The following is a 19,389-nucleotide window of genomic DNA, read 5'->3' as shown; positions in this document are numbered from 1 at the left end:
GGGGGGCGCATGGATGCCCCTCGCACTCTTCTTCGCACGGTGCGGACTCTCTTGCTAGGTTCGCGGAAGCAATCCGGCCACCACGGGGGTGAAAGATGGCGCTCAACGCCAAATGGCAGGAACTCATCGGTGAACGGCCCGCGGCGATGAGCCTCGCGGGCCTTCCCGCGCCCGACGGCGGAGGCGGCGGCGGTCCCGATCTCAAGGCGGACGTCGGGCCCTGGCACGGCGCGGGCAACACCGCGGGCGAGCTGAAGACCTCCACCAGCAGCTCGGTCACCGACCTCGACACCGCGAACGAGGGCGTCGCAGGCGGCACCGCGGGCTTCGACTCCACCGCCGCGCTCACCGAGATCCTCGGCACCTGGAAGACCCGCCTCACCAACGTCCGCGACGAGTGCGGGCGGCTCGAGGGCGCGCTCAAGGCCGCCGGGCGGGACTTCGGCGAACGCGAACTGGACACCCAGAAGAAGGTCGCCGCCGAGGGCAGCGGGCCCGGCGCGAAGAAGGAGGGCTGACCGCCGTGCCCACCTGGCAGCAACTCCGCGACGTGAAGCTCAGCGAGTACACCGACGCCGCCGACGGCTGGGGCAAGGTCAGCTCCCGCGCCAACGCGGACAAGGACCGGGTGGACAACCACATGTTCGCCAAGATCCACGAGACCCAGAAGGGCGAGACGGCGGACAAGGCGGGCGGCGACGTCCGGCAGCTCTCCCGCAACTACCAGTACCTGCACACCGAGTGCGGCCTCGTCCGCACCGCGCTCAACGGGCTCGCGGCGGAACTCGCCGCCCCGCAGAAGAAGTTGAAGCAGGCGCTGGAGGACGCGGAGAACCTGAAGTTCACCGTCAAGCCCGACGGTTCGGTCAGCTACCCGACCCAGTCGTACGTCCTCAAGGGCGACCAGACCGCCCACGACGGCGCCCCCTTCCCGTACCTCCCGGGCAAGGCCGAGGGGATCGGGAGCGGCGACGAGAACAAGGGCAAGGCCGAGGACATCGCCCAGCGCATCGGCGACGCGGTCCGCGAGGCCACCGAGATCGACGGCCGCTACGCCGCCGCCCTGCGCCAGCTCAAGGCCGAGCCCGGCCTCACCGTCAGCGACGAGACCCTCGCCGACGCCGCCCGGGACACCAAGGCGATGCAGGGGGCCGCCGGCAAGTACGCCGACGACGACAAGATCCCCCACGGCAAGTCCCCCAAGGAGAACGCCGACTGGTGGAACGGCCTCACCCAGGAGCAGCGCGACGAGTACGCGACGCTCTACCCGGCCTCCATCGGCGCCCTGGACGGCATCCCCTCCGCGGTCCGCGACGACGCCAACCGGATGGTCCTCGCGGAGACCCGCGCCCAGACCCAGCTCGACCTCAACGCCATCCCGAAGCAGCCGCAGGAGTACCTGCCCAACCCCAGCGGCTCCTACCCGGCGGTCATCAAGAACCCCGAGTGGCGGGAGTGGAACGAGAAGTACGGCGACCGGAAGAAGGAGCTGGAGGCCGACCTGAAGGGCATGAACGCCATCCAGGACCGCTTCGACCGCACCGGCCGGGCCGAGAAGCCCGGCGAGAGGCCGCTGCCCGAGGCGTACCTCCTCGGCTTCGACACCCAGGGCAACGGGCACGCGATCGTCGCCAACGGCAATCCGGACACCGCCACCCACACCGCGATGTACGTGCCCGGCACCACCTCCAACCTGGAGGGCATCGGCGGCGACATCAAGCGCATGGAGACCCTCTGGCGGGCCAGCGACAACCTCGCCGGCGGGCAGAGCGTCTCCACCATCACCTGGCTCGGCTACGACGCCCCGCAGGACATCGTGAAGGACGCGCCCTTCAGCCACTACGCCAACGACGGCGCGCCCAAGCTGAACGCCTTCGTGGACGGCCTGCGCGCCACCCACCAGGGCGACGCGACCCACCTGACCGTCACCGGCCACAGCTACGGCTCCACGGTCATCGGCTCCGCCGCCCGCCAGGGCACGCTGCACGCCGACGACATCTTCGTGGCGGGCAGCCCCGGCATGCAGGTGGGCAGCGCCACCGACCTGGACGTCCCCAAGGGGCACGTCTACGCGGCGGAGGCGGACAGCGACCCGTACCTCAAGGGACTGCGGCTGCCCGGCAGCCCGCTCGACATGCTCACCGACGACAAGTACGGCGGCTTCAACATCCCCTTCGTCACCAGCGACCCGGTGCCGGACATCGGCGGCTGGGGCCACGCGCCCAAGAAGGTCGACATCGACGTCCTGCCCTCGTGGATCGACGGCGACGGCCAGAGCGTGGTGAAGACGCTGACGCCCACCAACCCCGACTTCGGCGCCCACATCGTGGCGACGGACGGCTCCCGGGGGCACAGCGGCTACTGGGACAACGGCACCGAGAGCCTGAACAACCAGGCCCGGGTCGTCACCGGCCGCTACAAGGAAGTGACCGCCCAGTGAGCGCACGCACCGGACGCCCGGGCGTCCTGACGGCCGCCGCCACCGCCCTCCTCCTCGCGACGGGATGCAGCACCATGAACGACTCCGCCGCCGACCTGCCGTACGAGCCGCAGGCGAAGAAGGTCGCCGAGGCCAAGGACCTCGTGCGGGCCAGGTCGAGCGAGATCTTCGACGCCGCGGGCCTGAAGCAGGCCGGCAACGGCGCGCCGGACGCCTCGCCCTGCGACGGGGTCGAGGACGGCTACCGCGTCCGGCACTTCTGGTCGATGTACGGGACCGCCGACGCCCTGAAGCAGGCCATGGACCGCCTGCACGAGGGCCTGCCGGCCAAGGGCTGGAAGGTGCTGCGCTTCGAGCCCGCGAAGTCCGAGGCCAAGCAGCTCCAGCTGGACGTGGAGCACGAGCGGGACCACCACACGGCGACGATCGAGCTGCTGCTGCCGTCCACGTACAAGGACGCCTCGAAGTGGGAGAAGCAGCAGAAGGACAGCCTGTCGGTCTCCGTCACCTCTCCGTGCTGGACGGACCCGGCGTACCAGGTGGGCGACTGACCGGCCGCCGCCCGGCCGCAGGCCCTCACTGAGGGGCGTGTCACAGACATAGTGCGCGGATAGGGGTTGCCGTTATTACCGGTGGGTAGCATCATCGTAGAGAGCGTGAGCTACCCGCCGGTAGTCCGTCGTGTACGCGCATGAGAAAACCGCCTCCCCGAGCCTTTACGGAGCCGTCGCCATGGGGCACTACAAGTCGAATCTCCGCGACATCGAGTTCAACCTCTTCGAGGTGCTCGGCCGCGACAAGGTGTACGGCACCGGTCCGTTCGAGGAGATGGACGTCGAGACCGCCAAGAGCATCCTCGACGAGATCCGCCGCCTCGCCGAGAACGAGCTCGCGGAGTCCTTCGCCGACGCCGACCGCAACCCGCCGGTCTTCGACCCGGAGACCAACACCGCGCCCGTCCCGGCCAGCTTCAAGAAGTCCTACAAGGCCTTCATGGACTCCGAGTACTGGCGCCTGGGCATCCCCGAGGGCATCGGCGGCACCGTCTCCCCGCGCTCCCTCGTCTGGGCCTACGCGGAGCTGCTGCTCGGCTCGAACCCGGCCATCTGGATGTACTCCTCCGGCCCGGCCTTCGCTGGCGTCCTCTACAACGAGGGCAACGAGGCGCAGAAGAAGGTCGCGCAGATCGCCGTCCAGAAGCGCTGGGGCTCCACGATGGTGCTCACCGAGCCCGACGCGGGCTCGGACGTCGGCGCCGGCCGCACCAAGGCGGTCCAGCAGGAGGACGGCTCCTGGCACATCGAGGGCGTGAAGCGCTTCATCACCTCCGGTGAGCACGACATGGAGGAGAACATCCTCCACTACGTCCTCGCCCGCCCCGAGGGTGCCGGCCCCGGCACCAAGGGCCTCTCGCTCTTCCTCGTCCCGAAGTACGAGTTCGACTGGGAGACCGGCGAGCTCGGCGCCCGCAACGGCGTCTACGCCACCAACGTCGAGCACAAGATGGGCCTCAAGGCCTCCAACACGTGCGAGATGACCTTCGGCGACCAGCACCCCGCCAAGGGCTGGCTGATCGGCGACAAGCACGAGGGCATCCGCCAGATGTTCCTCATCATCGAGTTCGCCCGCATGATGGTCGGCACGAAGGCGATCTCCACCCTCTCCACGGGCTACCTCAACGCCCTGGAGTACGCCAAGGAGCGCGTCCAGGGCACCGACCTGGCGAACTTCATGGACAAGGCCGCGCCCAAGGTCACCATCACGCACCACCCCGACGTCCGCCGCTCGCTGATGACGCAGAAGGCGTACGCCGAGGGCATGCGCTCCCTCGTCCTCTACACGGCCTCCGTGCAGGACGAGATCGCGATCAAGGAAGCGGCCGGCGAGGACGCCAAGGCCCTGCACGGCCTGAACGACCTGCTGCTCCCGATCGTCAAGGGCTACGGCTCCGAGAAGGGCTACGAGCAGCTCGCGCAGTCGCTCCAGACCTTCGGCGGCTCCGGCTTCCTGCAGGAGTACCCGATCGAGCAGTACATCCGGGACGCCAAGATCGACACCCTCTACGAGGGCACCACGGCCATCCAGGGCCAGGACTTCTTCTTCCGCAAGATCGTCCGCGACCAGGGCGCCTCCCTGAACGCGCTCGCCGAGGAGATCAAGAAGTTCCTCGCGGTCGGCACCGGCGGCGAGGAGCTGTCCGTCGCCCGCGACGCGCTCGCCAAGGCGGCCGTCGACCTGGAGGGCATCGTCGGCAAGATGCTCACCGACCTCACCGCCACCGGCGAGGACGTCAAGAACATCTACAAGGTCGGCCTCAACACCACCCGCCTGCTGCTCGCCTCCGGCGACGTCGTCGTCGGCTACCTGCTGCTGCGCGGCGCGGCCGTCGCCGCCGAGAAGCTGGCCTCCGGTGCCGCCGGCAAGGACGCCGCCTTCTACCAGGGCAAGATCGCGGCCGCGAAGTTCTTCGCCGCCAACGTCCTGCCGGGCGTGACCGCCGAGCGCCTCCTCGCCGAGGGCGTCGACGGCTCGCTGATGGACCTGGACGAGGCCGCGTTCTAAGACGCGCCTCCGTCCACACAGGAACGGCTCGCTCCCGGGGAGGGGAGCGGGCCGTTCTGCCTTCCCTGGGCCCCCTCCCGGTTTCCGGTGCCTCGTCCGGTTTTCCGGGGCGCCCTCCGGCGGGGCCCCGGCGGCCCCCGCCGCCGCCCGGGGGCACCTGCGTAAGGTGAACGGCATGAGTAGCGCAGCTCCCCGGTTCGACCGCGGCCACACCGATGACCTCATGACCTTCCTCGCGGCCTCCCCCTCGCCGTACCACGCGGTGGCGAACACCGCGGAGCGGCTGGAGAAGGCAGGCTTCCGCAAGGTCGAGGAGACCGACGCCTGGGACGGGACGGCCGGCGGTAAGTACCTGGTCCGCGGGGGCGCGATCATCGCCTGGTACGTGCCCGAGGGCGCCGCCCCGCACACGCCGTTCCGGATCGTCGGCGCCCACACCGACTCCCCCAACCTGCGCGTCAAGCCGCAGCCCGACTTCGGCCGCGAGGGCTGGCGCCAGGTCGCCGTCGAGATCTACGGCGGACCGCTGCTCAACAGCTGGCTCGACCGCGACCTCGGCCTGGCCGGGCGGCTCACCCTGCGCGACGGCAGCCACCACCTGGTCAACGTGGACCGGCCCGTGCTGCGCGTGCCGCAGCTCGCCATCCACCTCGACCGGGGCGTCAACGACGGCATGAAGCTGGAGCGCCAGCGCCACATGCAGCCGATCTGGGGCCTCGGCGAGGTCCACGAGGGCGACCTGGTCTCCTTCGTCGCCGACGAGGCCGGGGTCGACGCCGAGGACGTGGCCGGCTGGGACCTGATGGTGCACGCCGTCGAGGCCCCCGCCTACCTGGGCCGCGACGGCGAGCTGCTCGCCGGGCCGCGGATGGACAACCTCATCTCGGTGCACGCCTGCGTCGCCGCCCTGGCCGCCGTCTCCACGCTGCCCGACCTGCCGTACATCCCGGTCCTCGCCGCCTTCGACCACGAGGAGAACGGCTCCGAGGCCGACACCGGCGCCCACGGCCCGCTGCTCGGCAACGTCCTGGAGCGCTCGGTCTACGCCCGCGGCGGCGGCTACGAGGACAAGGCCCGCGCGCTGGCCGGCTCGATCTGCCTCTCCTCCGACGTCGGCCACGCCGTGCACCCCAACTACAGCGAGCGCCACGACCCGACGCACCACCCGCGCCCCAACGGCGGCCCGATCCTCAAGGTGAACGTCAACCAGCGCTACGCCACCGACGGCAGCGGCCGGGCCGTGTTCGCCGCCGCCTGCGAGAAGGCCGGCGTGCCGTGGCAGTCCTTCGTCTCCAACAACGACATGCCCTGCGGCACCACGATCGGCCCGATCACCGCCGCCCGCCACGGCATCAGCACCGTCGACATCGGCGTCGCCTGCCTGTCCATGCACAGCGCCCGCGAGCTCTGCGGCTCGGACGACCCGTACCACCTCGCCAACGCGCTCGTCGCCTTCCTGGAGGGCTGAGCGGGTGCCGGTACCCGCCCCGGAGACCCGGCCCGCGCTCACCGCGGACCTCACGGGAGCCGAGCTCCTGCGCTGGTACTGGACCCTCGCCGAGCTGGCCGGGCTCGCCCGCGCCCTGGGCCTGTCCGCCGGCGGCGGCAAGGCGGCCGTCACGGAGCGGCTCGCCGCCGCCCTCGACGGACGCCCCCTGCCGCCGCCCCCGGCCGCCCGCCGCCGGGCGGGCGGGGCGTCCCGGCAGCTCGCCGCCCCGGTCGACGGGGACACCGTGATCCCCGAGGGCCAGCGCTGCAGCCAGGTGCTGCGCGCCTGGTTCACGGCCGAACTCGGGCCCTCGTTCCACTTCGACGCGGCCATGCGGGCGTACGTCGCCGAGAACGCCGGCCGCACGCTGGCCGACGCCGCCCGCCACTGGCGGGACACCCGGGCCGAGGCGGCCCGTCCACAGGAGATCGGCGCCCAGTTCGAGCTCAACCGCTTCCTGCGGGACTGGCACACCACCCACCCGGCGGGCACGCGCGCCGAGGCCCTCACGGCCTGGCGGGCGCACCGGTCCCGGCCGCGGGACCGGGAGCGGCCGGGGGCGCCGCACGGGGTCGAAGGGCCCGGGGAAACCGGTTGATCTCAGCGCCCCGCACTCCCGTACGATCGAAGATCGGGGCGCGTCTCTTCGACCAACCGTTCTCGCGTGTCGGCGCGCCTCCGGAACCTGTTCGGGGGGACACACCTATGCAGCGCACGACGCGCTCCCTTTCCATCGCCCTGGCCGCCTCCGTGGTGCTGGGCATGCTCGCGGTGCCGGGCACCGCGCTCGCGGCGGGCGGACCGACCCTCCGCTCCGTCTCCGGCGACGCCACGGAGTTCGGCCGCCTCTTCGTCGACGACCTCGCGGCGGACAGCGACATCACCGGGGGTCACCGCCGTCCTGCACCCGACCGGTGACGACGCGGCCGTCGCCACCGTCCAGGACTTCACCCTGACCTCGGGCGACCGCAGGAACGGCGACTGGATCACCGCCGACGACGTCCGGCTCGCCGCCGCCGGCACCTACGCCGTCGACCTCCTGCTCAAGGAGGCGGACGGCGACGAGACCACGCTGAAGAACGCCGGCACGTACGCCTACACCGCCAAGCGGTACCTCGACGGCTTCGGCGTCGACCGGCCGCACCCGACCATCGACGACATGAAGGTCACCGCGAGCGGCCGGCTCATGGAGTGGCAGCCGGTGACGCACGCGCGCACCCCGGTCACCGACGCGTCGGTGATCCTGGACAACGGCTCGTACCGCGAGTACCTGCGGACCGACGCGGACGGCCGCTTCTCCCACTGGTTCATCGCGGACCGCAGGCCCGCGCTCGTCCGGGCCTTCGCCGGCACCGCCCCCGCGCAGAGCGTCGAGGTGGCGCCCCGGGGGCTGCCCGCCCGCGTGACGCTCGACAAGAGCGACTTCAGCGGCGTGTACGGCACCAGGGCCGCGGTCACCGGCACGGTCGAGTACGACCTGAACGGCACGTGGAAGCCCGCCGAGTACGCGGACGTGCGGATCGAGACCACGGCGGGGCTGTACCAGGGCAGCGCCGTCAGCGACGAGAACGGCCGCTTCAGCGCCGAGACGGCGATGCCGTTCGCGGGCGAGAAGCTCGTGCTGAACGTCGGCTACGGCGACTGGTTCGCCAACCGGCCCACCGCCCCGCTCACGTTCCGCACCACCGGGGTGAGCCGCGTCGGGTCCTTCGGCGCCGAGCTCGGCCTCGACTCCCGGCTGACCGTGTCCGGCTTCCTGTACGTCGACGGCGCCCCGCGTCCGCACAACGCGCTCGACATCCAGGTCTCGCCGAACGGCAGGGACGGCTGGAAGAAGCTCGGGACGGTGACGCTCACCAAGGGCGACACCTACTTCCGCACCGCGATCCCCGCCCCGGCCTCCGGCTACTACCGGGCGGTCTACTCCGGCTCCGCCACGGTCAAGGGCACGGTGGGCCCGGTCGTCCGGGCCAGCCGCATCGCCACCCTCATCACCTCGTTCAAGGTCCCGGCGACGGTCAAGAAGGGCGCGAAGTTCGGCGTCTCGGGCCGGCTCACCCACGCGGTGCCGAACTGGCGCTCGTACGCCGGCCAGCCCGTGTACGTCTACTTCTCGCCCAAGAACAAGCCCCAGCAGTCCTTCCAGCTCGGCCTGCTCAAGACGGCCGCCGACGGCACGTTCAAGGCGAGCTTCAAGGAGCGCGGGGACGGCTGGATCTTCGCCAGCCACATCCACTCCGACCCCAAGCACCTGTGGGCGAAGAGCCCGAGGATCTTCGTCGACGTGAAGTGACGCCCCCGGCGGAACGACGAGCGGGCCCCCGGCGAAAGCCGGGGGCCCGCTCGCGTGCCGGCTCGGTCAGGCGCCCGTGCCGGCCGCCTCGTCCATGCCCGCCAGGATCAACGGCAGCCGGGCCGCGCCGCCCTCGACGACGCGGACCGGGACGCCCCAGTCCTGCTGGTGCACGTGGCAGGCCGGGTACTCGTTGGCCGGGTCGTCGTCGCAGGACGCGGCCATCGCCGAGACGTGCAGGACGCCCTCGGTCAGCTCCGGGTTCAGCTCCAGCTCGCGGAACAGGTCCGTGCCCGTGCCCTCGCCCGCGCGCAGCAGCTCCGGCGGGGTCGAGGAGACCAGCAGCCGGGTCGAGGGGCCGTACCGCTCGTCCAGCTTCTGGCCCTTCGGGGCCTGGAAGACCACGTCGAGGCGGAGCCGCCCGGGGCCGACCTCGGTGGCCTCGCGCCGGGTGCGGTGGGCGACCGACTCGACCTGGACGGCCTCCTCGGGCAGCCGCAGCCGGGTCAGCCGGTGCCGGGCCGACTCGACGACCACGACGTCCTCGCCGACGACGACCGCGTCGCTGGGCTCGCGCAGGTCGGTGGCGAGGGTGGTGACCTCGCCGCTCGCCGGGTCGAAGCGGCGCAGGGCGTGGTTGTACGTGTCGGAGACGGCCACCGAGCCGTCGGGGAGCGCGGTCACGCCCAGCGGGTGCTGGAGCAGCGCCTGCCCGGCCTCGCCGTCCCGGTGCCCGAAGTCGAAGAGGCCGGTGCCGACGGCGGTGCGGACGGCGTAGCCGTCGCCCTCCTTCTCCAGGTAGCGCAGGGCGCTCGTCTCGGAGTCGGCCACCCACAGCCGGTCCTCGGTCGCGGCGAGCCCGGAGGGCTGGGCGAACCAGGCCTCGGCGGCGGGCCCGTCGACCAGGCCCTCGTTGGTGGTGCCGGCGGCGACCTCGACGGTGCCGGTGGCGGGGTCGTAGGTCCACAGCTGGTGGACACCGGCCATGGCGATCCACACCTTGCCCTGCCACCAGGCCACGTCCCACGGCGAGGACAGGTCCACGTCGAGGGCGGGACCGGAGGTGGGGGAGCCCTGCCACCACTGGCGGCCGGTGCCGGCGATCCGCTCGGAGGTGCCGTTGGCCGGGTCGAGCAGGCGCAGCGCGTGGTGCACGGTGTCGGCGACGACGACCCGGCCGTCCGGCAGCACCGCGAGCCCCTGCGGCTCCCGGAACTCCCCGTCGCCGATCCGGCGCACCACGGTCTCGCCGTCCGCCTCCAGCTCGACCAGCTGGTGCCGGGTGGTGTCGGAGACCAGGAGGTTCCCGGAGGGCAGCAGGACCGCCTTGCCGGGGAAGCGCAGGTCGGTCGCGACCGGCTCCGGCGGCACGTAGGGCCCGTCGCCGCGGCGCAGCGTCCCCTTGGCGCCGTGCTCGGCCTCCAGCTCCTCGACGAGCGTCCGGAGCGCGTTGGCGTGCCCCTCGCCGGCGTGCTGGGCGACGACGTAGCCCTCGGGGTCGATGACGACGAGCGTCGGCCAGGCCCGTACGGCGTACTGCTTCCAGGTGGCGAGCTCCGGGTCGTCGAGCACCGGGTGGTGCACCTCGTACCGTTCGACGGCGTCGACGACGGCCTGGTGCTCGGCCTCGTGCACGAACTTCGGCGAGTGCACGCCGATGATCACGAGGGTGTCCCGGTGCTTCTCCTCCAGCTCACGGAGCTCGTCGAGGACGTGCAGGCAGTTGATGCAGCAGAAGGTCCAGAAGTCGAGCAGAACGATCTTTCCCCTCAGATCGGCGAGGGTCAGATCGTCTCCACCCGTGTTGAGCCAGCCGCCCTTGCCGATCAGCTCGGGGGCACGGACACGGACACGGCGGGGCGCGGGCGCGGGGGTGGGCGCCGGGGCGGCATCGTTCATGCTTCAAGCTTGCCATCCTGGTGTGAACGCCGGATCACACGCGTACGGCGGCCCCGGCCGCCGCCCGCCCGGGGCCGGACCCTACGGGCGCTACTTCTCCCCGCGACGGGGAAGGCATACCGCCATGAAATACCTGGTACGGGACAAGATCTTCGCGATCGGCGACGACTACTGGATCGAGGACGAGCGGGGCCGCCACGCCTTCCTCGTCGACGGCAAGGCGCTGCGGCTGCGCGACACCCTGGAGCTGAAGGACCCCGACGGGCACGTGCTCATCACGCTGCGGCAGAAGATGTTCAGCCTGCGCGACGCGATGACCGTCGAGCGGGACGAGCGCCCGCTCGCCACCATCCGCCGCAAGCGCCTCTCGCTGCTCCGCAACCACTTCCGCGTCACCCTCGTCGAGGGCACCGAGCTCGACGTCAGCGGCCGGATCCTGGACCGGGAGTTCACCGTCGAGTACGACGGCGAGCTCCTGGCCCACATCTCCCGGCAGTGGTTCCACGTCCGCGACACCTACGCCGTGAACGCGGTCCGCGAGGACGCCGATCCCGCCCTGCTCATCGCGATCGCGGTGTGCGTGATCCGGATGGCCGAGCGGGAACGGGAGGACTGACCGGCGCCCCGGGGGGGCTTGCGGGCCGAGCGGGCCGTGCGGCCTGCGGGCTAGAGCGGGCCGAGCGGCCTGCGGGCTAGAGCGCCTTCTCCAGGGCCTGCTCCAGGTCCGTCCACAGGTCCTCGACGTGCTCGATGCCGACCGAGACCCGCACCGTGCCCGGGCCGATGCCCGCCGCCTCCAGCGCCGCCGCGTCCAGCTGGCGGTGCGAGGTGGAGGCCGGGTGCATGACCAGGGTCTTCACATCGCCGAGCGAGGCGCTCAGCGAGGCCAGCCGGACCCCCTCGACGAAGGTCCGGCCCGCCTCGCGGCCGCCCGCGAGGTCGAAGGAGACGACCCCGCCGCCGCCCCGCGGCAGCAGCCGCGCCGCCACCTCGTGGTCCGGGTGGCCGGCGAGCGCGGGGTGCCGGACGGCGGCGACCGCCGGGTGTCCGCCGAGCCGGGCCGCGAGTTCGGCGGCGTTGGCGCACTGCCGCTCGATCCGCAGCGGCAGCGTCTGCAGGCCGCGCAGGGTCAGCCAGGCGGCGAACGGGTCGGTGGTGGCGCCCTGTTCGACCGCGTAGTGGCGGATGCGGTGGTACGGCTCCTCGTCCTTGAAGACGGCGATGCCGCCGAGGACGTCGGCGTGCCCGGCCAGGTACTTGGTCGCGGAGTGCACGACGATGTCGGCGCCGTACTCGATCGGCCGGCACAGCAGCGGCGAGGCGAAGGTGTTGTCCACGGCGGCCGGGACCCCCGCCTCGTGGGCGGCGGCGATGAGGGCGGGCAGGTCGGAGACGCGGGTGGTCGGGTTGGCGATGGTCTCCAGGTAGAGCAGCCGGGTCTCGGGGCGCAGCGCGGCCCGCACCTCGTCCGCGTCGGTGCCGGAGACGTACGTGACCTCGACGCCCCAGCGCGCGGCGAGATCCTGGAGGAGGGCGTACGTGCCGCCGTACAGGCACCGCTGGGCGACGACGTGGCCGCCGGTGGCGAGCAGCCCAAGCAGCACGCCGTTGATGGCGCCCATGCCGGAGGCGTACGAGAGCGCGGCGGTGCCGCCCTCCAGGCGCGCGACGGCGGTCTCCAGGGCGCGGACGGTCGGGTTGCCCATCCGGCTGTAGAGGAAGGTGTCCGTCGAGTGGAAGGCCTCGGCCATGGCGTCGGCGGTCTCGAAGGCGAAGACGTGCCCCTGGTGCAGCGGCACGCCGAGCGGCCTGCTGCCCTGGATCTCGGGCTGCGGGGAGTGGACGGCGAGGGTCTCGGGACGGGACGCCCCGGGGAGGAAGTCGGCGCTCATGACGTCCAGTCTGTGGACGGCCGGCTTGCTCCCACAGGACCAATCCCGGCAGATTGGTCCGCCGATGGATCCAATGACGCTCTCCGTGGACGAGCTGGTCGCCTGGCTCGGCCGCTGGTCGGCCGGGCGGGGACCGCTCTACCTGCTGCTCGCCGCCCGGGTACGGCAGTTGATCGACGAGGGCCTGCTGCCGCCCGGCGCGACGCTGCCGCCCGACCGGCGGCTGGCGAGCGCGCTCTCGGTCGGCCGGACGACGGTCGTCGCCGCCTACGACACCCTGCGCCAGGAAGGGCGCCTGGTGCGCCGCCAGGGCAGCGGCACGCGGGTGGCACCGGCGGCGCTCGCCCCACCGGGGCCACGGGTCACGGAGACCTCCAACCCGATGTTCCTCCACCTGCTCGAAGCCTCCGACGACGTCATCCTGTTGAGCTGCGCCGCCCCGCCGTCACCGCCGCGCGGGCTGGCCGAGGCGTACGCCGGACTCGTCCTGCCGACGGACGACCTCGGCTACCACCCGGCCGGTCTCCCGGCCCTGCGGGCGGCGATCGCCCGCCGCTACGAGGAGCGCGGCGTGCCGACGGACCCGGCGCAGCTCCTCGTCACCACCGGCGCGCAGCAGGGGATCGCGCTGCTCACCCGGCTCCTGGTGGCGCCCGGCGACGCGGTCCTGGTGGAGGCGCCGAGCTATCCGGGGGCGCTGGACCTGTTCCGGGAGGCCGCGGCGGTGCCGCACCCGGTGGCGGTGGGTCCGGACGGGCTGGACGTACCGGCGGCGATCGCGGTGATGGAACGTCACCGGCCCTCCCTGGCCTATGTGATCCCCCACCTCCACAACCCCACCGGCACCGTCCTGCCGCCGCTGCTCGGGCGGCGCCTGGTCGCGGCGGCGGAGGCGTGCGGGGTGCCGCTCGTCGACGACGAGGTGCTGAGCGAGCTGCGCTTCGACGGGAGCGGACCGCCGCCGCTCTCCTCGTACGGCCGGGAGGTCATCGGCGTCGGGTCGCTCAGCAAGACCGTCTGGGGCGGCCTGCGGATCGGCTGGGTGCGCGGTCCGGCCCCGCTGATCGCGCGCCTCGCGCGCCTGAAGGCCCTGCACGACCTGGGCAGCGACGTGCCGTCCCAGCTGGTCGCGGCCCGGCTGCTCGGCTCCTTCGGACCGCTGCTCCAGGCCCGGGTGGCGGAGCTGCGGTCGGGGCACGACCTGCTGCGGACCGAGCTCGCCCGGCTGCTCCCCTCCTGGGACTGCCCGCCGGCCGCGGGCGGCCAGACCCTCTGGGTCCGGCTCCCGTACGGGGACGGCGTCTCGTTCGCCCAGATCGCGCTGCGCCACGGGGTCGCCGTGCTCCCCGGCTCCACCATGGACGCCCTGGGCGGCAGCACGCGCAGGCTGCGGCTGCACTTCCTCCTGGAACCGGCGCTCCTGTCGGAGGCGGTGCGCCGGCTGGCGGCGGCGTGGGCGGAGTACGCGCCGGGCGCGGCGGCCGGGCACGCCGCCCTGAACGCCCTCGCGGTGTGAGCCGCCGGGCCGCGCCGGGCGGGGCGGCGCGTCAGCCGGGCCGGGGCACCCGCCCCGCCCGGCTGTCGGTCCTACAGCACCCGGTCCTTCAGCGCCGGGAACTGCTCGCGCGTGGCCGTGACCTTCTCCGGGTCCAGGACGACCCGCAGGATCTCCTCGTCCGGGCCGGCCTCCGCGAGGACCTCGCCCCAGGGGTCGACGACGATCGAGTGGCCGGCCTGCTCGACGCCCGCGTGGGTGCCGGCGGTGCCGCAGGCGAGGACGTACGCCTGGTTCTCGACGGCGCGGGCCTGGGCGAGCAGCGTCCAGTGGCCGCGGCGCCGCGCGGGCCAGCCGGCCGGCAGCAGGAAGGCCTGGGCGCCGGCGTCGACGAGGCCGCGGAACAGCTCGGGGAAGCGCAGGTCGTAGCAGGTGGCGACGCCGACGGTGAGCTGCGGGAGGTCGACGGTGACGAGGTCCTCGCCGCGCGCCATCAGGACCGCCTCGCCCTTGTCGAAGCCGAAGCGGTGGATCTTGCGGTAGGAACCGACGAGTTCGCCGTCGGGGGAGAAGACGAGCGAGGTGTTGTAGAGCGCCCCGCCCGCCGCCTCGACGATCGAGCCCGCGTGCAGCCAGACACCGGCGTCCCGCGCGGCGGCGGCCATCGTCCCGTACGTGGGGCCCTTCAGCGGCTCGGCCTCGGCGGCGAACGACTCGTAGGCGAAGGCGCCGACGGGCCACAGTTCGGGCAGGACCACCAGGTCCGCCGCCCCCCGTTCCTCCCGCACCAGGCGCGCGACGCGCGCCCTCCGGTCCTCGACCGGTTCGTCCGGGTCTACCGCGATCTGGATCAGCGAGGCGCGCACACTACCACCGTCCTGGCATTCGAGCCGTCAACACCGGCCTACGATCGTCACACGAAAGCACTGCCGGGGTGCCTGCGGGCAGCGTAACTTAGCCACCGAGCCTCCCACGCAGTCATGTTTTCAGCCCGCCCAGCCGTACCAGCGCCGCCGAGGGGTCCCGTGACCGTCCATCCCAGCCTCCAGAACTACGCCGACGCCTGGACCCACTCCATCGAGGCGATAGCCGAGCTGGTGCAGCCGCTCGCGGAGGGCGAGTGGAACCGCGCCACCCCGTGCCCCGGCTGGTCGGTCCGCGACATCGTCTCCCATGTCATCGGCATGGAGACCGAGATGCTGGGCGACCCGCGCCCGATCCACAGCCTCCCCCGCGACCTCTACCACGTACGCAGCGACTTCGCCCGCTACATGGAGATGCAGGTCGACGTGCGGCGCCACCACACGGCGCCGGAGATGACCTCGGAGCTGGAGTACGTCCTGATCCGCCGGGCCCGCCAGCTGCGCAACGAGAACCGGCAGCCCGACGCGCTGATCCGCGCCCCCCTCGGCGCCGAGCAGACGCTGGAACTGGCCTACCGGATGCGCGCCTTCGACTGCTGGGTGCACGAGCAGGACCTGCGCACCACCCTCGGCGTTCCCGGCAACCTGGACTCCCCCGGCGCGTTCATCACGCGGGACGTGCTGCTGGAGGCGCTGCCGTTCGTGGTCGCGAAGGAGGCGGGCGCGCCCGCGAGTTCGGCGGTCGTGATCGACGTGACCGGGCCGGTGGAGTTCCTGCGGACGGTACGGGTGGACGCCGAGGGCAACGGCTCGGTCGACGGCGCGCCGTCGCTCGGCCCGGCGGTGACGCTGATGACGGACTGGGAGACCTTCGTGCGCCTGGCCTGCGGCCGGGTCCGGCCGGCCGAGGTGGCCGACCGGGTCAAGACCGAGGGCGACGAGGACCTGGCGCGGGCGATCCTGGACCACTTCGCGGTCACGCCCAACTAGGCCCTGCCTTTCGGGTCAGGCCGGGACGTGCACGACCTCCACCCGGCTGGCGACGAGCCGCTCCCGTTCCCGGCGGGCGGTGCGGGACTTGAGGCGCAGGATCTGCACGACCCCGAGGGCTTCGAGGACGAAGACGGAGGAGAAGGCGATCCGGTAGTCGCCGCCGGTGGCGTCGAGCAGGACGCCGACGGCGAAGAGCGTGGTCATGGAGGCGACGAAGCCGCCCATGTTGACGATCCCGGAGGCGGTGCCCTGCCGCTCCGGCGGGTTGGCGGGCCGGGCGAAGTCGAAGCCGATCATCGAGGCGGGCCCGCAGGCGCCGAGGACCGTGCACAGGGTGACGAGCAGCCACATCGGGGCGTGCTCACCGGGATAGACGAGGGTCGTCGCCCACAGGGTGGCGGTCGCGGCGACGGTGCCGAGCGCGAGCGGGGCGCGGGCCGCGTGGTGCCGGGCGATGATCTGCCCGTAGACGAGCCCCACCACCATGTTGGAGGCCACCACCAGGGTGAGCAGCGACCCGGCGGTCTCGCGGCTGAGCCCCTGCGCCTCGACGAGGAACGGCAGGCCCCAGAGCAGCAGGAAGACCATGGCGGGGAACTGGGTGGTGAAGTGCACCCACATCCCGAGCCGGGTGCCGGGCTCCCGCCAGGACTCGCCGATCTGCCGACGGACGAACGCGGCGCCCGCGTGCGGCACCGGCTCGGGCTCGTGCCCCTCGGGGTGGTCCTTGAGGAAGAGCAGCAGCAGGACGAGGACGACCACGCCGGCGGCGGCGCTGCCCGCGAAGGCGGCGGTCCAGCCGAGGCCGTGCAGGAGCCGGGCGATGACGATCGTCGAGACGAGGTTGCCGGCCATGCCGACGAGCCCGGCGAGCTGGGCGACCATCGGCCCGCGGCGGGCGGGGAACCACCGGGTGCCCAGCCGCAGCACGCTGATGAAGGTCATGGCGTCACCGCAGCCGAGCAGGGCCCGGGAGGCCAGCGCCATGCCGTACGTGGGGGAGAGCGCGAAGCCCAGCTGTCCGAGGGTGAACAGCAGGACGCCGATGGTCAGCACCTTCTTGGTGCCGAGCCGGTCGACCAGGAGGCCGACGGGTATCTGCATGCCCGCGTAGACGAGCAGCTGGAGGATGGAGAAGGTCGACAGGGCGGAGGCGTTGACGCCGAAGCGGTCGGCGGCGTCGAGCCCGGCGACGCCCAAGGACGTCCGGAAGATGACGGCGACGAAGTAGACGGCGACGCCGACGCCCCAGACGAGCGCGGCCCGGCGCCCGCCGGGCGGGTCCCCGGGCAGGGTGACGGCGGCCCCGTATCCGTTGCCGCGGCTCACCGGGCCTCACCCCGGACCAGGACCTTGACCCAGCTCAGGTGCTGCCGGACGCAGCCGGCGGCCCCCTCGACGTCGCCGGACTTGATCCGCTCCAGGATCTCGGCGTGCTCGACGATGTTCTTGGCGATCCGGTCGGGCTGGGACTGCATCACGGCCACCCCCATCCGCAACTGCCGGTCCCGCAGCTGGTCGTAGAGCCGGGCGAGGATCTGGTTGCCGGCGTGCTGGACGATCTCGGCGTGGAAGGCCCGGTCGGTGGCGGCGACCTCGGCCAGGTCCCCCGCCTCGGCCCGCCGCTTCTGCTCCTCCAGCAGCTCCTCCAGCCGCTCGACCAGACCGGGCGCGGGGGGCACGGCGCGCCGCACCGCGAACTCCTCGACGAGCAGCCGGGTCTCGACGACGTCGGCGATCTCCTGCGCGGAGACCGCGAGCACGAGGGCCCCCTTCTTCGGATAGAGCTTGAGCAGCCCCTCCATCTCCAGCTTGAGCAGCGCCTCCCGCACCGGCGTCCGCGACACCCCCACCGCCTGGGCGAGCTCCCCCTCGGTGAGCAGGGTCCCCCCTTCGTACCGGCGGTCGAGCACCGCCTGCTTGACGTGCATGTAGACGCGGTCTGCCGCCGGGGGTGCTGATGCCATGGACACAGCTTAGATACAACAGGTGCACAACAGACAGGCCCGTCCGCGATGCGGACGGGCCTGTTTCACGTGAAACGGTCACATGGGGTGTTACGCCCAGGTGATGAGCCGCTTCGGCTGCTCCAGGATCGCGGCCACGTCGGCCAGGAACTTGGAGCCGAGCTCGCCGTCGACCAGGCGGTGGTCGAAGGAGAGCGCGAGGGTGGTGACGTGACGCGGCTTCACCTTGCCCTTGTGGACCCAGGGCTGGAGCTTGATCGCGCCGACCGCGAGGATCGCGGACTCGCCCGGGTTCAGGATGGGCGTACCGGTGTCGACGCCGAAGACGCCGACGTTGGTGATGGTGAAGGTGCCGCCCTGCATGGCCGCCGGGGTCGTCTTGCCCTCTCGGGCGGTGGCGACCAGCTCGCTCAGGGAGCGCGACAGCTCGGGCAGGGTCTGGGCGTGCGCGTCCTTGATGTTCGGCACGATCAGCCCGCGCGGGGTGGCCGCGGCGATGCCCAGGTTCACGTAGTGCTTGAGCACGATCTCCTGGGCGGCCTCGTCCCAGGCCGCGTTGATGTCCGGGTTGCGCTTGGCCGCGACCAGGACCGCCTTGGCGATCAGGAGGAGCGGGTTGACCCGCAGGCCCGCCATGTCCTTGTCGGACTTGAGCTCCTCGACCAGCTTCATCGTGCGCGTGATGTCGAAGGTCACGAACTCGGTGACGTGCGGCGCGGTGAAGGCCGAGCCGACCATCGCCGCCGCCGTGGCCTTCCGTACGCCCTTGATGGGGATACGGGTCTCCCGGGCGCCGGCCTCGACGACCGGAGCCGCCGGCACCGCGGCGGGTGCCGCGACCGGGGCCGCCACGGGCGCCGGCGCCTCGACGGCCGGAGCGGCCGCCGCGTGCACGTCCTCGCGGGTGATGACGCCGTCCGGGCCGGTCGGGGTGACCGTCGCCAGGTCGACGCCCAGGTCCTTGGCCAGCTTGCGCACCGGCGGCTTGGCCAGCGGCCGGCCGGCCGCGGGGCCGTGGCCGTTGAGCTGCTCCGGGACCACCGGGGCGGGGACCACCGGGGCGGCGGGCGCGGCGGCGGCCGGGGCCTCCGCCGTCGTCTTGCGCGCCCGGCGCTTGGTGGAGCTCGCGGCCACGCCGTAGCCGACCAGGACCGGCTGGCGGCCCTGCGGCTCGGACTCCTCGGCGGCGGCCGGGGCCGGGACGGCGGCGGGGACGGGTTCGGCGACCGGGGCCGCGGGGGCCTCCGGGGCCGCGTCTCCGCCCACGTTCACCGAGATGATGACCTGGCCGACGTCGACCGTGGTGCCCTCGGGGAAGCGCAGCTCGTGCACCACGCCGTCGAAGGGGCTCGGCAGCTCGACGGCGGCCTTGGCCGTCTCGACCTCGCAGACGACCTGGCCGTCGGTGACCGTGTCACCGGGCTGGACGTACCACTTGAGGATCTCGGCCTCGGTCAGGCCCTCGCCCACGTCGGGCATCTTGAATTCGCGGATCG

Annotated in this window: 17 protein-coding genes; 11 read left to right on the top strand and 6 right to left on the bottom strand. The window is 72.6% G+C overall.

Features of this window, described 5'->3' with window-relative positions:
- Positions 1 to 95 precede the first annotated feature (95 nt).
- From ABD981_RS21000 to ABD981_RS20965, 8 genes are all read left to right on the top strand, one after another.
- A complete protein-coding gene (locus ABD981_RS21000) occupies positions 96 to 518 on the top strand; it encodes a hypothetical protein (protein ID WP_046909366.1) in 423 nt (140 codons plus the stop codon).
- A gap of 5 nt (positions 519 to 523) precedes the next feature.
- Positions 524 to 2,440: an alpha/beta hydrolase gene (locus tag ABD981_RS20995; RefSeq protein ID WP_046909365.1), complete on the top strand. Its 1,917-nt coding sequence runs from the start codon at positions 524 to 526 to the stop codon at positions 2,438 to 2,440.
- The gene (locus tag ABD981_RS20990; protein WP_046909364.1) at positions 2,437 to 2,991 is read left to right on the top strand and encodes a hypothetical protein; all 555 of its coding nucleotides are present in this window, start codon (positions 2,437 to 2,439) and stop codon (positions 2,989 to 2,991) included. Before ABD981_RS20995 ends, ABD981_RS20990 begins: the two co-directional genes overlap by 4 nt.
- 181 nt (positions 2,992 to 3,172) lie before the next feature.
- Positions 3,173 to 5,002 carry an acyl-CoA dehydrogenase gene (locus ABD981_RS20985; RefSeq protein WP_046909363.1) on the top strand — a complete coding sequence of 610 codons (1,830 nt, stop codon included), beginning with the start codon at positions 3,173 to 3,175 and terminating at the stop codon, positions 5,000 to 5,002.
- A 175-nt stretch (positions 5,003 to 5,177) separates the two neighbouring features.
- The gene (locus ABD981_RS20980; protein ID WP_046909362.1) at positions 5,178 to 6,470 is read left to right on the top strand and encodes a M18 family aminopeptidase; all 1,293 of its coding nucleotides are present in this window, start codon (positions 5,178 to 5,180) and stop codon (positions 6,468 to 6,470) included.
- Positions 6,471 to 6,474: 4 nt separating this feature from the next.
- A complete protein-coding gene (locus ABD981_RS20975; protein WP_046909361.1) occupies positions 6,475 to 7,089 on the top strand; it encodes a DUF6434 domain-containing protein in 615 nt (204 codons plus the stop codon).
- 107 nt (positions 7,090 to 7,196) lie between these two features.
- Positions 7,197 to 7,409: a hypothetical protein gene (locus ABD981_RS20970; protein ID WP_345530120.1), complete on the top strand. Its 213-nt coding sequence runs from the start codon at positions 7,197 to 7,199 to the stop codon at positions 7,407 to 7,409.
- 241 nt (positions 7,410 to 7,650) lie between these two features.
- A complete protein-coding gene (locus tag ABD981_RS20965) occupies positions 7,651 to 8,784 on the top strand; it encodes a hypothetical protein (RefSeq protein WP_345530118.1) in 1,134 nt (377 codons plus the stop codon).
- Between the two features lie 66 nt (positions 8,785 to 8,850).
- Here the strand turns inward: ABD981_RS20965 and ABD981_RS20960 are convergent, their stop codons facing one another.
- Positions 8,851 to 10,683, bottom strand: coding sequence for an NHL domain-containing thioredoxin family protein (locus tag ABD981_RS20960; protein WP_046909359.1), 1,833 nt, complete (start codon positions 10,681 to 10,683; stop codon positions 8,851 to 8,853).
- A 124-nt stretch (positions 10,684 to 10,807) separates the two neighbouring features.
- Between ABD981_RS20960 and ABD981_RS20955 the strand changes: the two genes are divergently transcribed.
- Complete coding sequence (locus ABD981_RS20955; protein WP_046909358.1) at positions 10,808 to 11,299, top strand: LURP-one-related/scramblase family protein; 492 nt, start codon at positions 10,808 to 10,810, stop codon at positions 11,297 to 11,299.
- A gap of 76 nt (positions 11,300 to 11,375) precedes the next feature.
- Here ABD981_RS20955 and ABD981_RS20950 read toward each other — a convergent pair whose 3' ends face one another.
- The gene (locus tag ABD981_RS20950; protein WP_046909357.1) at positions 11,376 to 12,575 is read right to left on the bottom strand and encodes a trans-sulfuration enzyme family protein; all 1,200 of its coding nucleotides are present in this window, start codon (positions 12,573 to 12,575) and stop codon (positions 11,376 to 11,378) included.
- 73 nt (positions 12,576 to 12,648) lie between these two features.
- Between ABD981_RS20950 and ABD981_RS20945 the strand changes: the two genes are divergently transcribed.
- Complete coding sequence (locus tag ABD981_RS20945) at positions 12,649 to 14,091, top strand: aminotransferase-like domain-containing protein (RefSeq protein WP_240495314.1); 1,443 nt, start codon at positions 12,649 to 12,651, stop codon at positions 14,089 to 14,091.
- Positions 14,092 to 14,162: 71 nt separating this feature from the next.
- Here ABD981_RS20945 and ABD981_RS20940 read toward each other — a convergent pair whose 3' ends face one another.
- Positions 14,163 to 14,936 (bottom strand): carbon-nitrogen family hydrolase, encoded by a 774-nt coding sequence (locus tag ABD981_RS20940; RefSeq protein WP_046909355.1) that lies wholly within the window; start codon positions 14,934 to 14,936, stop codon positions 14,163 to 14,165.
- A 159-nt stretch (positions 14,937 to 15,095) separates the two neighbouring features.
- Here ABD981_RS20940 and ABD981_RS20935 point away from each other — a divergent pair, with 159 nt between their 5' ends.
- Positions 15,096 to 15,923 carry a maleylpyruvate isomerase family mycothiol-dependent enzyme gene (locus tag ABD981_RS20935; RefSeq protein WP_046909354.1) on the top strand — a complete coding sequence of 276 codons (828 nt, stop codon included), beginning with the start codon at positions 15,096 to 15,098 and terminating at the stop codon, positions 15,921 to 15,923.
- Between the two features lie 15 nt (positions 15,924 to 15,938).
- On the opposite strand, the gene ABD981_RS20930 is transcribed toward ABD981_RS20935, so the two are convergent.
- From ABD981_RS20930 to ABD981_RS20920, 3 genes are all read right to left on the bottom strand, one after another.
- The gene (locus ABD981_RS20930) at positions 15,939 to 17,255 is read right to left on the bottom strand and encodes an MFS transporter (RefSeq protein ID WP_046909353.1); all 1,317 of its coding nucleotides are present in this window, start codon (positions 17,253 to 17,255) and stop codon (positions 15,939 to 15,941) included.
- A complete protein-coding gene (locus ABD981_RS20925; RefSeq protein ID WP_046909403.1) occupies positions 17,252 to 17,893 on the bottom strand; it encodes a GntR family transcriptional regulator in 642 nt (213 codons plus the stop codon). Before ABD981_RS20925 ends, ABD981_RS20930 begins: the two co-directional genes overlap by 4 nt.
- Before the next feature lie 90 nt (positions 17,894 to 17,983).
- Positions 17,984 to 19,372 carry a dihydrolipoamide acetyltransferase family protein gene (locus tag ABD981_RS20920; protein ID WP_046909402.1) on the bottom strand — a complete coding sequence of 463 codons (1,389 nt, stop codon included), beginning with the start codon at positions 19,370 to 19,372 and terminating at the stop codon, positions 17,984 to 17,986.
- Between the last annotated feature and the right edge of the window lie 17 nt (positions 19,373 to 19,389).

Source organism: Streptomyces showdoensis, assembly GCF_039535475.1.
Taxonomy (GTDB): Bacteria; Actinomycetota; Actinomycetes; order Streptomycetales; family Streptomycetaceae; genus Streptomyces; species Streptomyces showdoensis.
This window is presented reverse-complemented; position numbering and strand designations above follow the sequence as displayed.

Coding starts and splice junctions, on each gene's coding strand:
- ABD981_RS20960 (WP_046909359.1), bottom strand. CDS start 10,683: ATGAACGATGCCGCCCCGGCGCCCACCCCCGCGCCCGCGCCCCGCCGT.
- ABD981_RS20985 (WP_046909363.1), top strand. CDS start 3,173: ATGGGGCACTACAAGTCGAATCTCCGCGACATCGAGTTCAACCTCTTC.
- ABD981_RS20965 (WP_345530118.1), top strand. CDS start 7,651: ATGAAGGTCACCGCGAGCGGCCGGCTCATGGAGTGGCAGCCGGTGACG.
- ABD981_RS20925 (WP_046909403.1), bottom strand. CDS start 17,893: ATGGCATCAGCACCCCCGGCGGCAGACCGCGTCTACATGCACGTCAAG.
- ABD981_RS21000 (WP_046909366.1), top strand. CDS start 96: ATGGCGCTCAACGCCAAATGGCAGGAACTCATCGGTGAACGGCCCGCG.
- ABD981_RS20980 (WP_046909362.1), top strand. CDS start 5,178: ATGAGTAGCGCAGCTCCCCGGTTCGACCGCGGCCACACCGATGACCTC.
- ABD981_RS20945 (WP_240495314.1), top strand. CDS start 12,649: ATGACGCTCTCCGTGGACGAGCTGGTCGCCTGGCTCGGCCGCTGGTCG.
- ABD981_RS20950 (WP_046909357.1), bottom strand. CDS start 12,575: ATGAGCGCCGACTTCCTCCCCGGGGCGTCCCGTCCCGAGACCCTCGCC.
- ABD981_RS20970 (WP_345530120.1), top strand. CDS start 7,197: ATGCAGCGCACGACGCGCTCCCTTTCCATCGCCCTGGCCGCCTCCGTG.
- ABD981_RS20920 (WP_046909402.1), bottom strand. CDS start 19,372: ATGCCCGACGTGGGCGAGGGCCTGACCGAGGCCGAGATCCTCAAGTGG.
- ABD981_RS20955 (WP_046909358.1), top strand. CDS start 10,808: ATGAAATACCTGGTACGGGACAAGATCTTCGCGATCGGCGACGACTAC.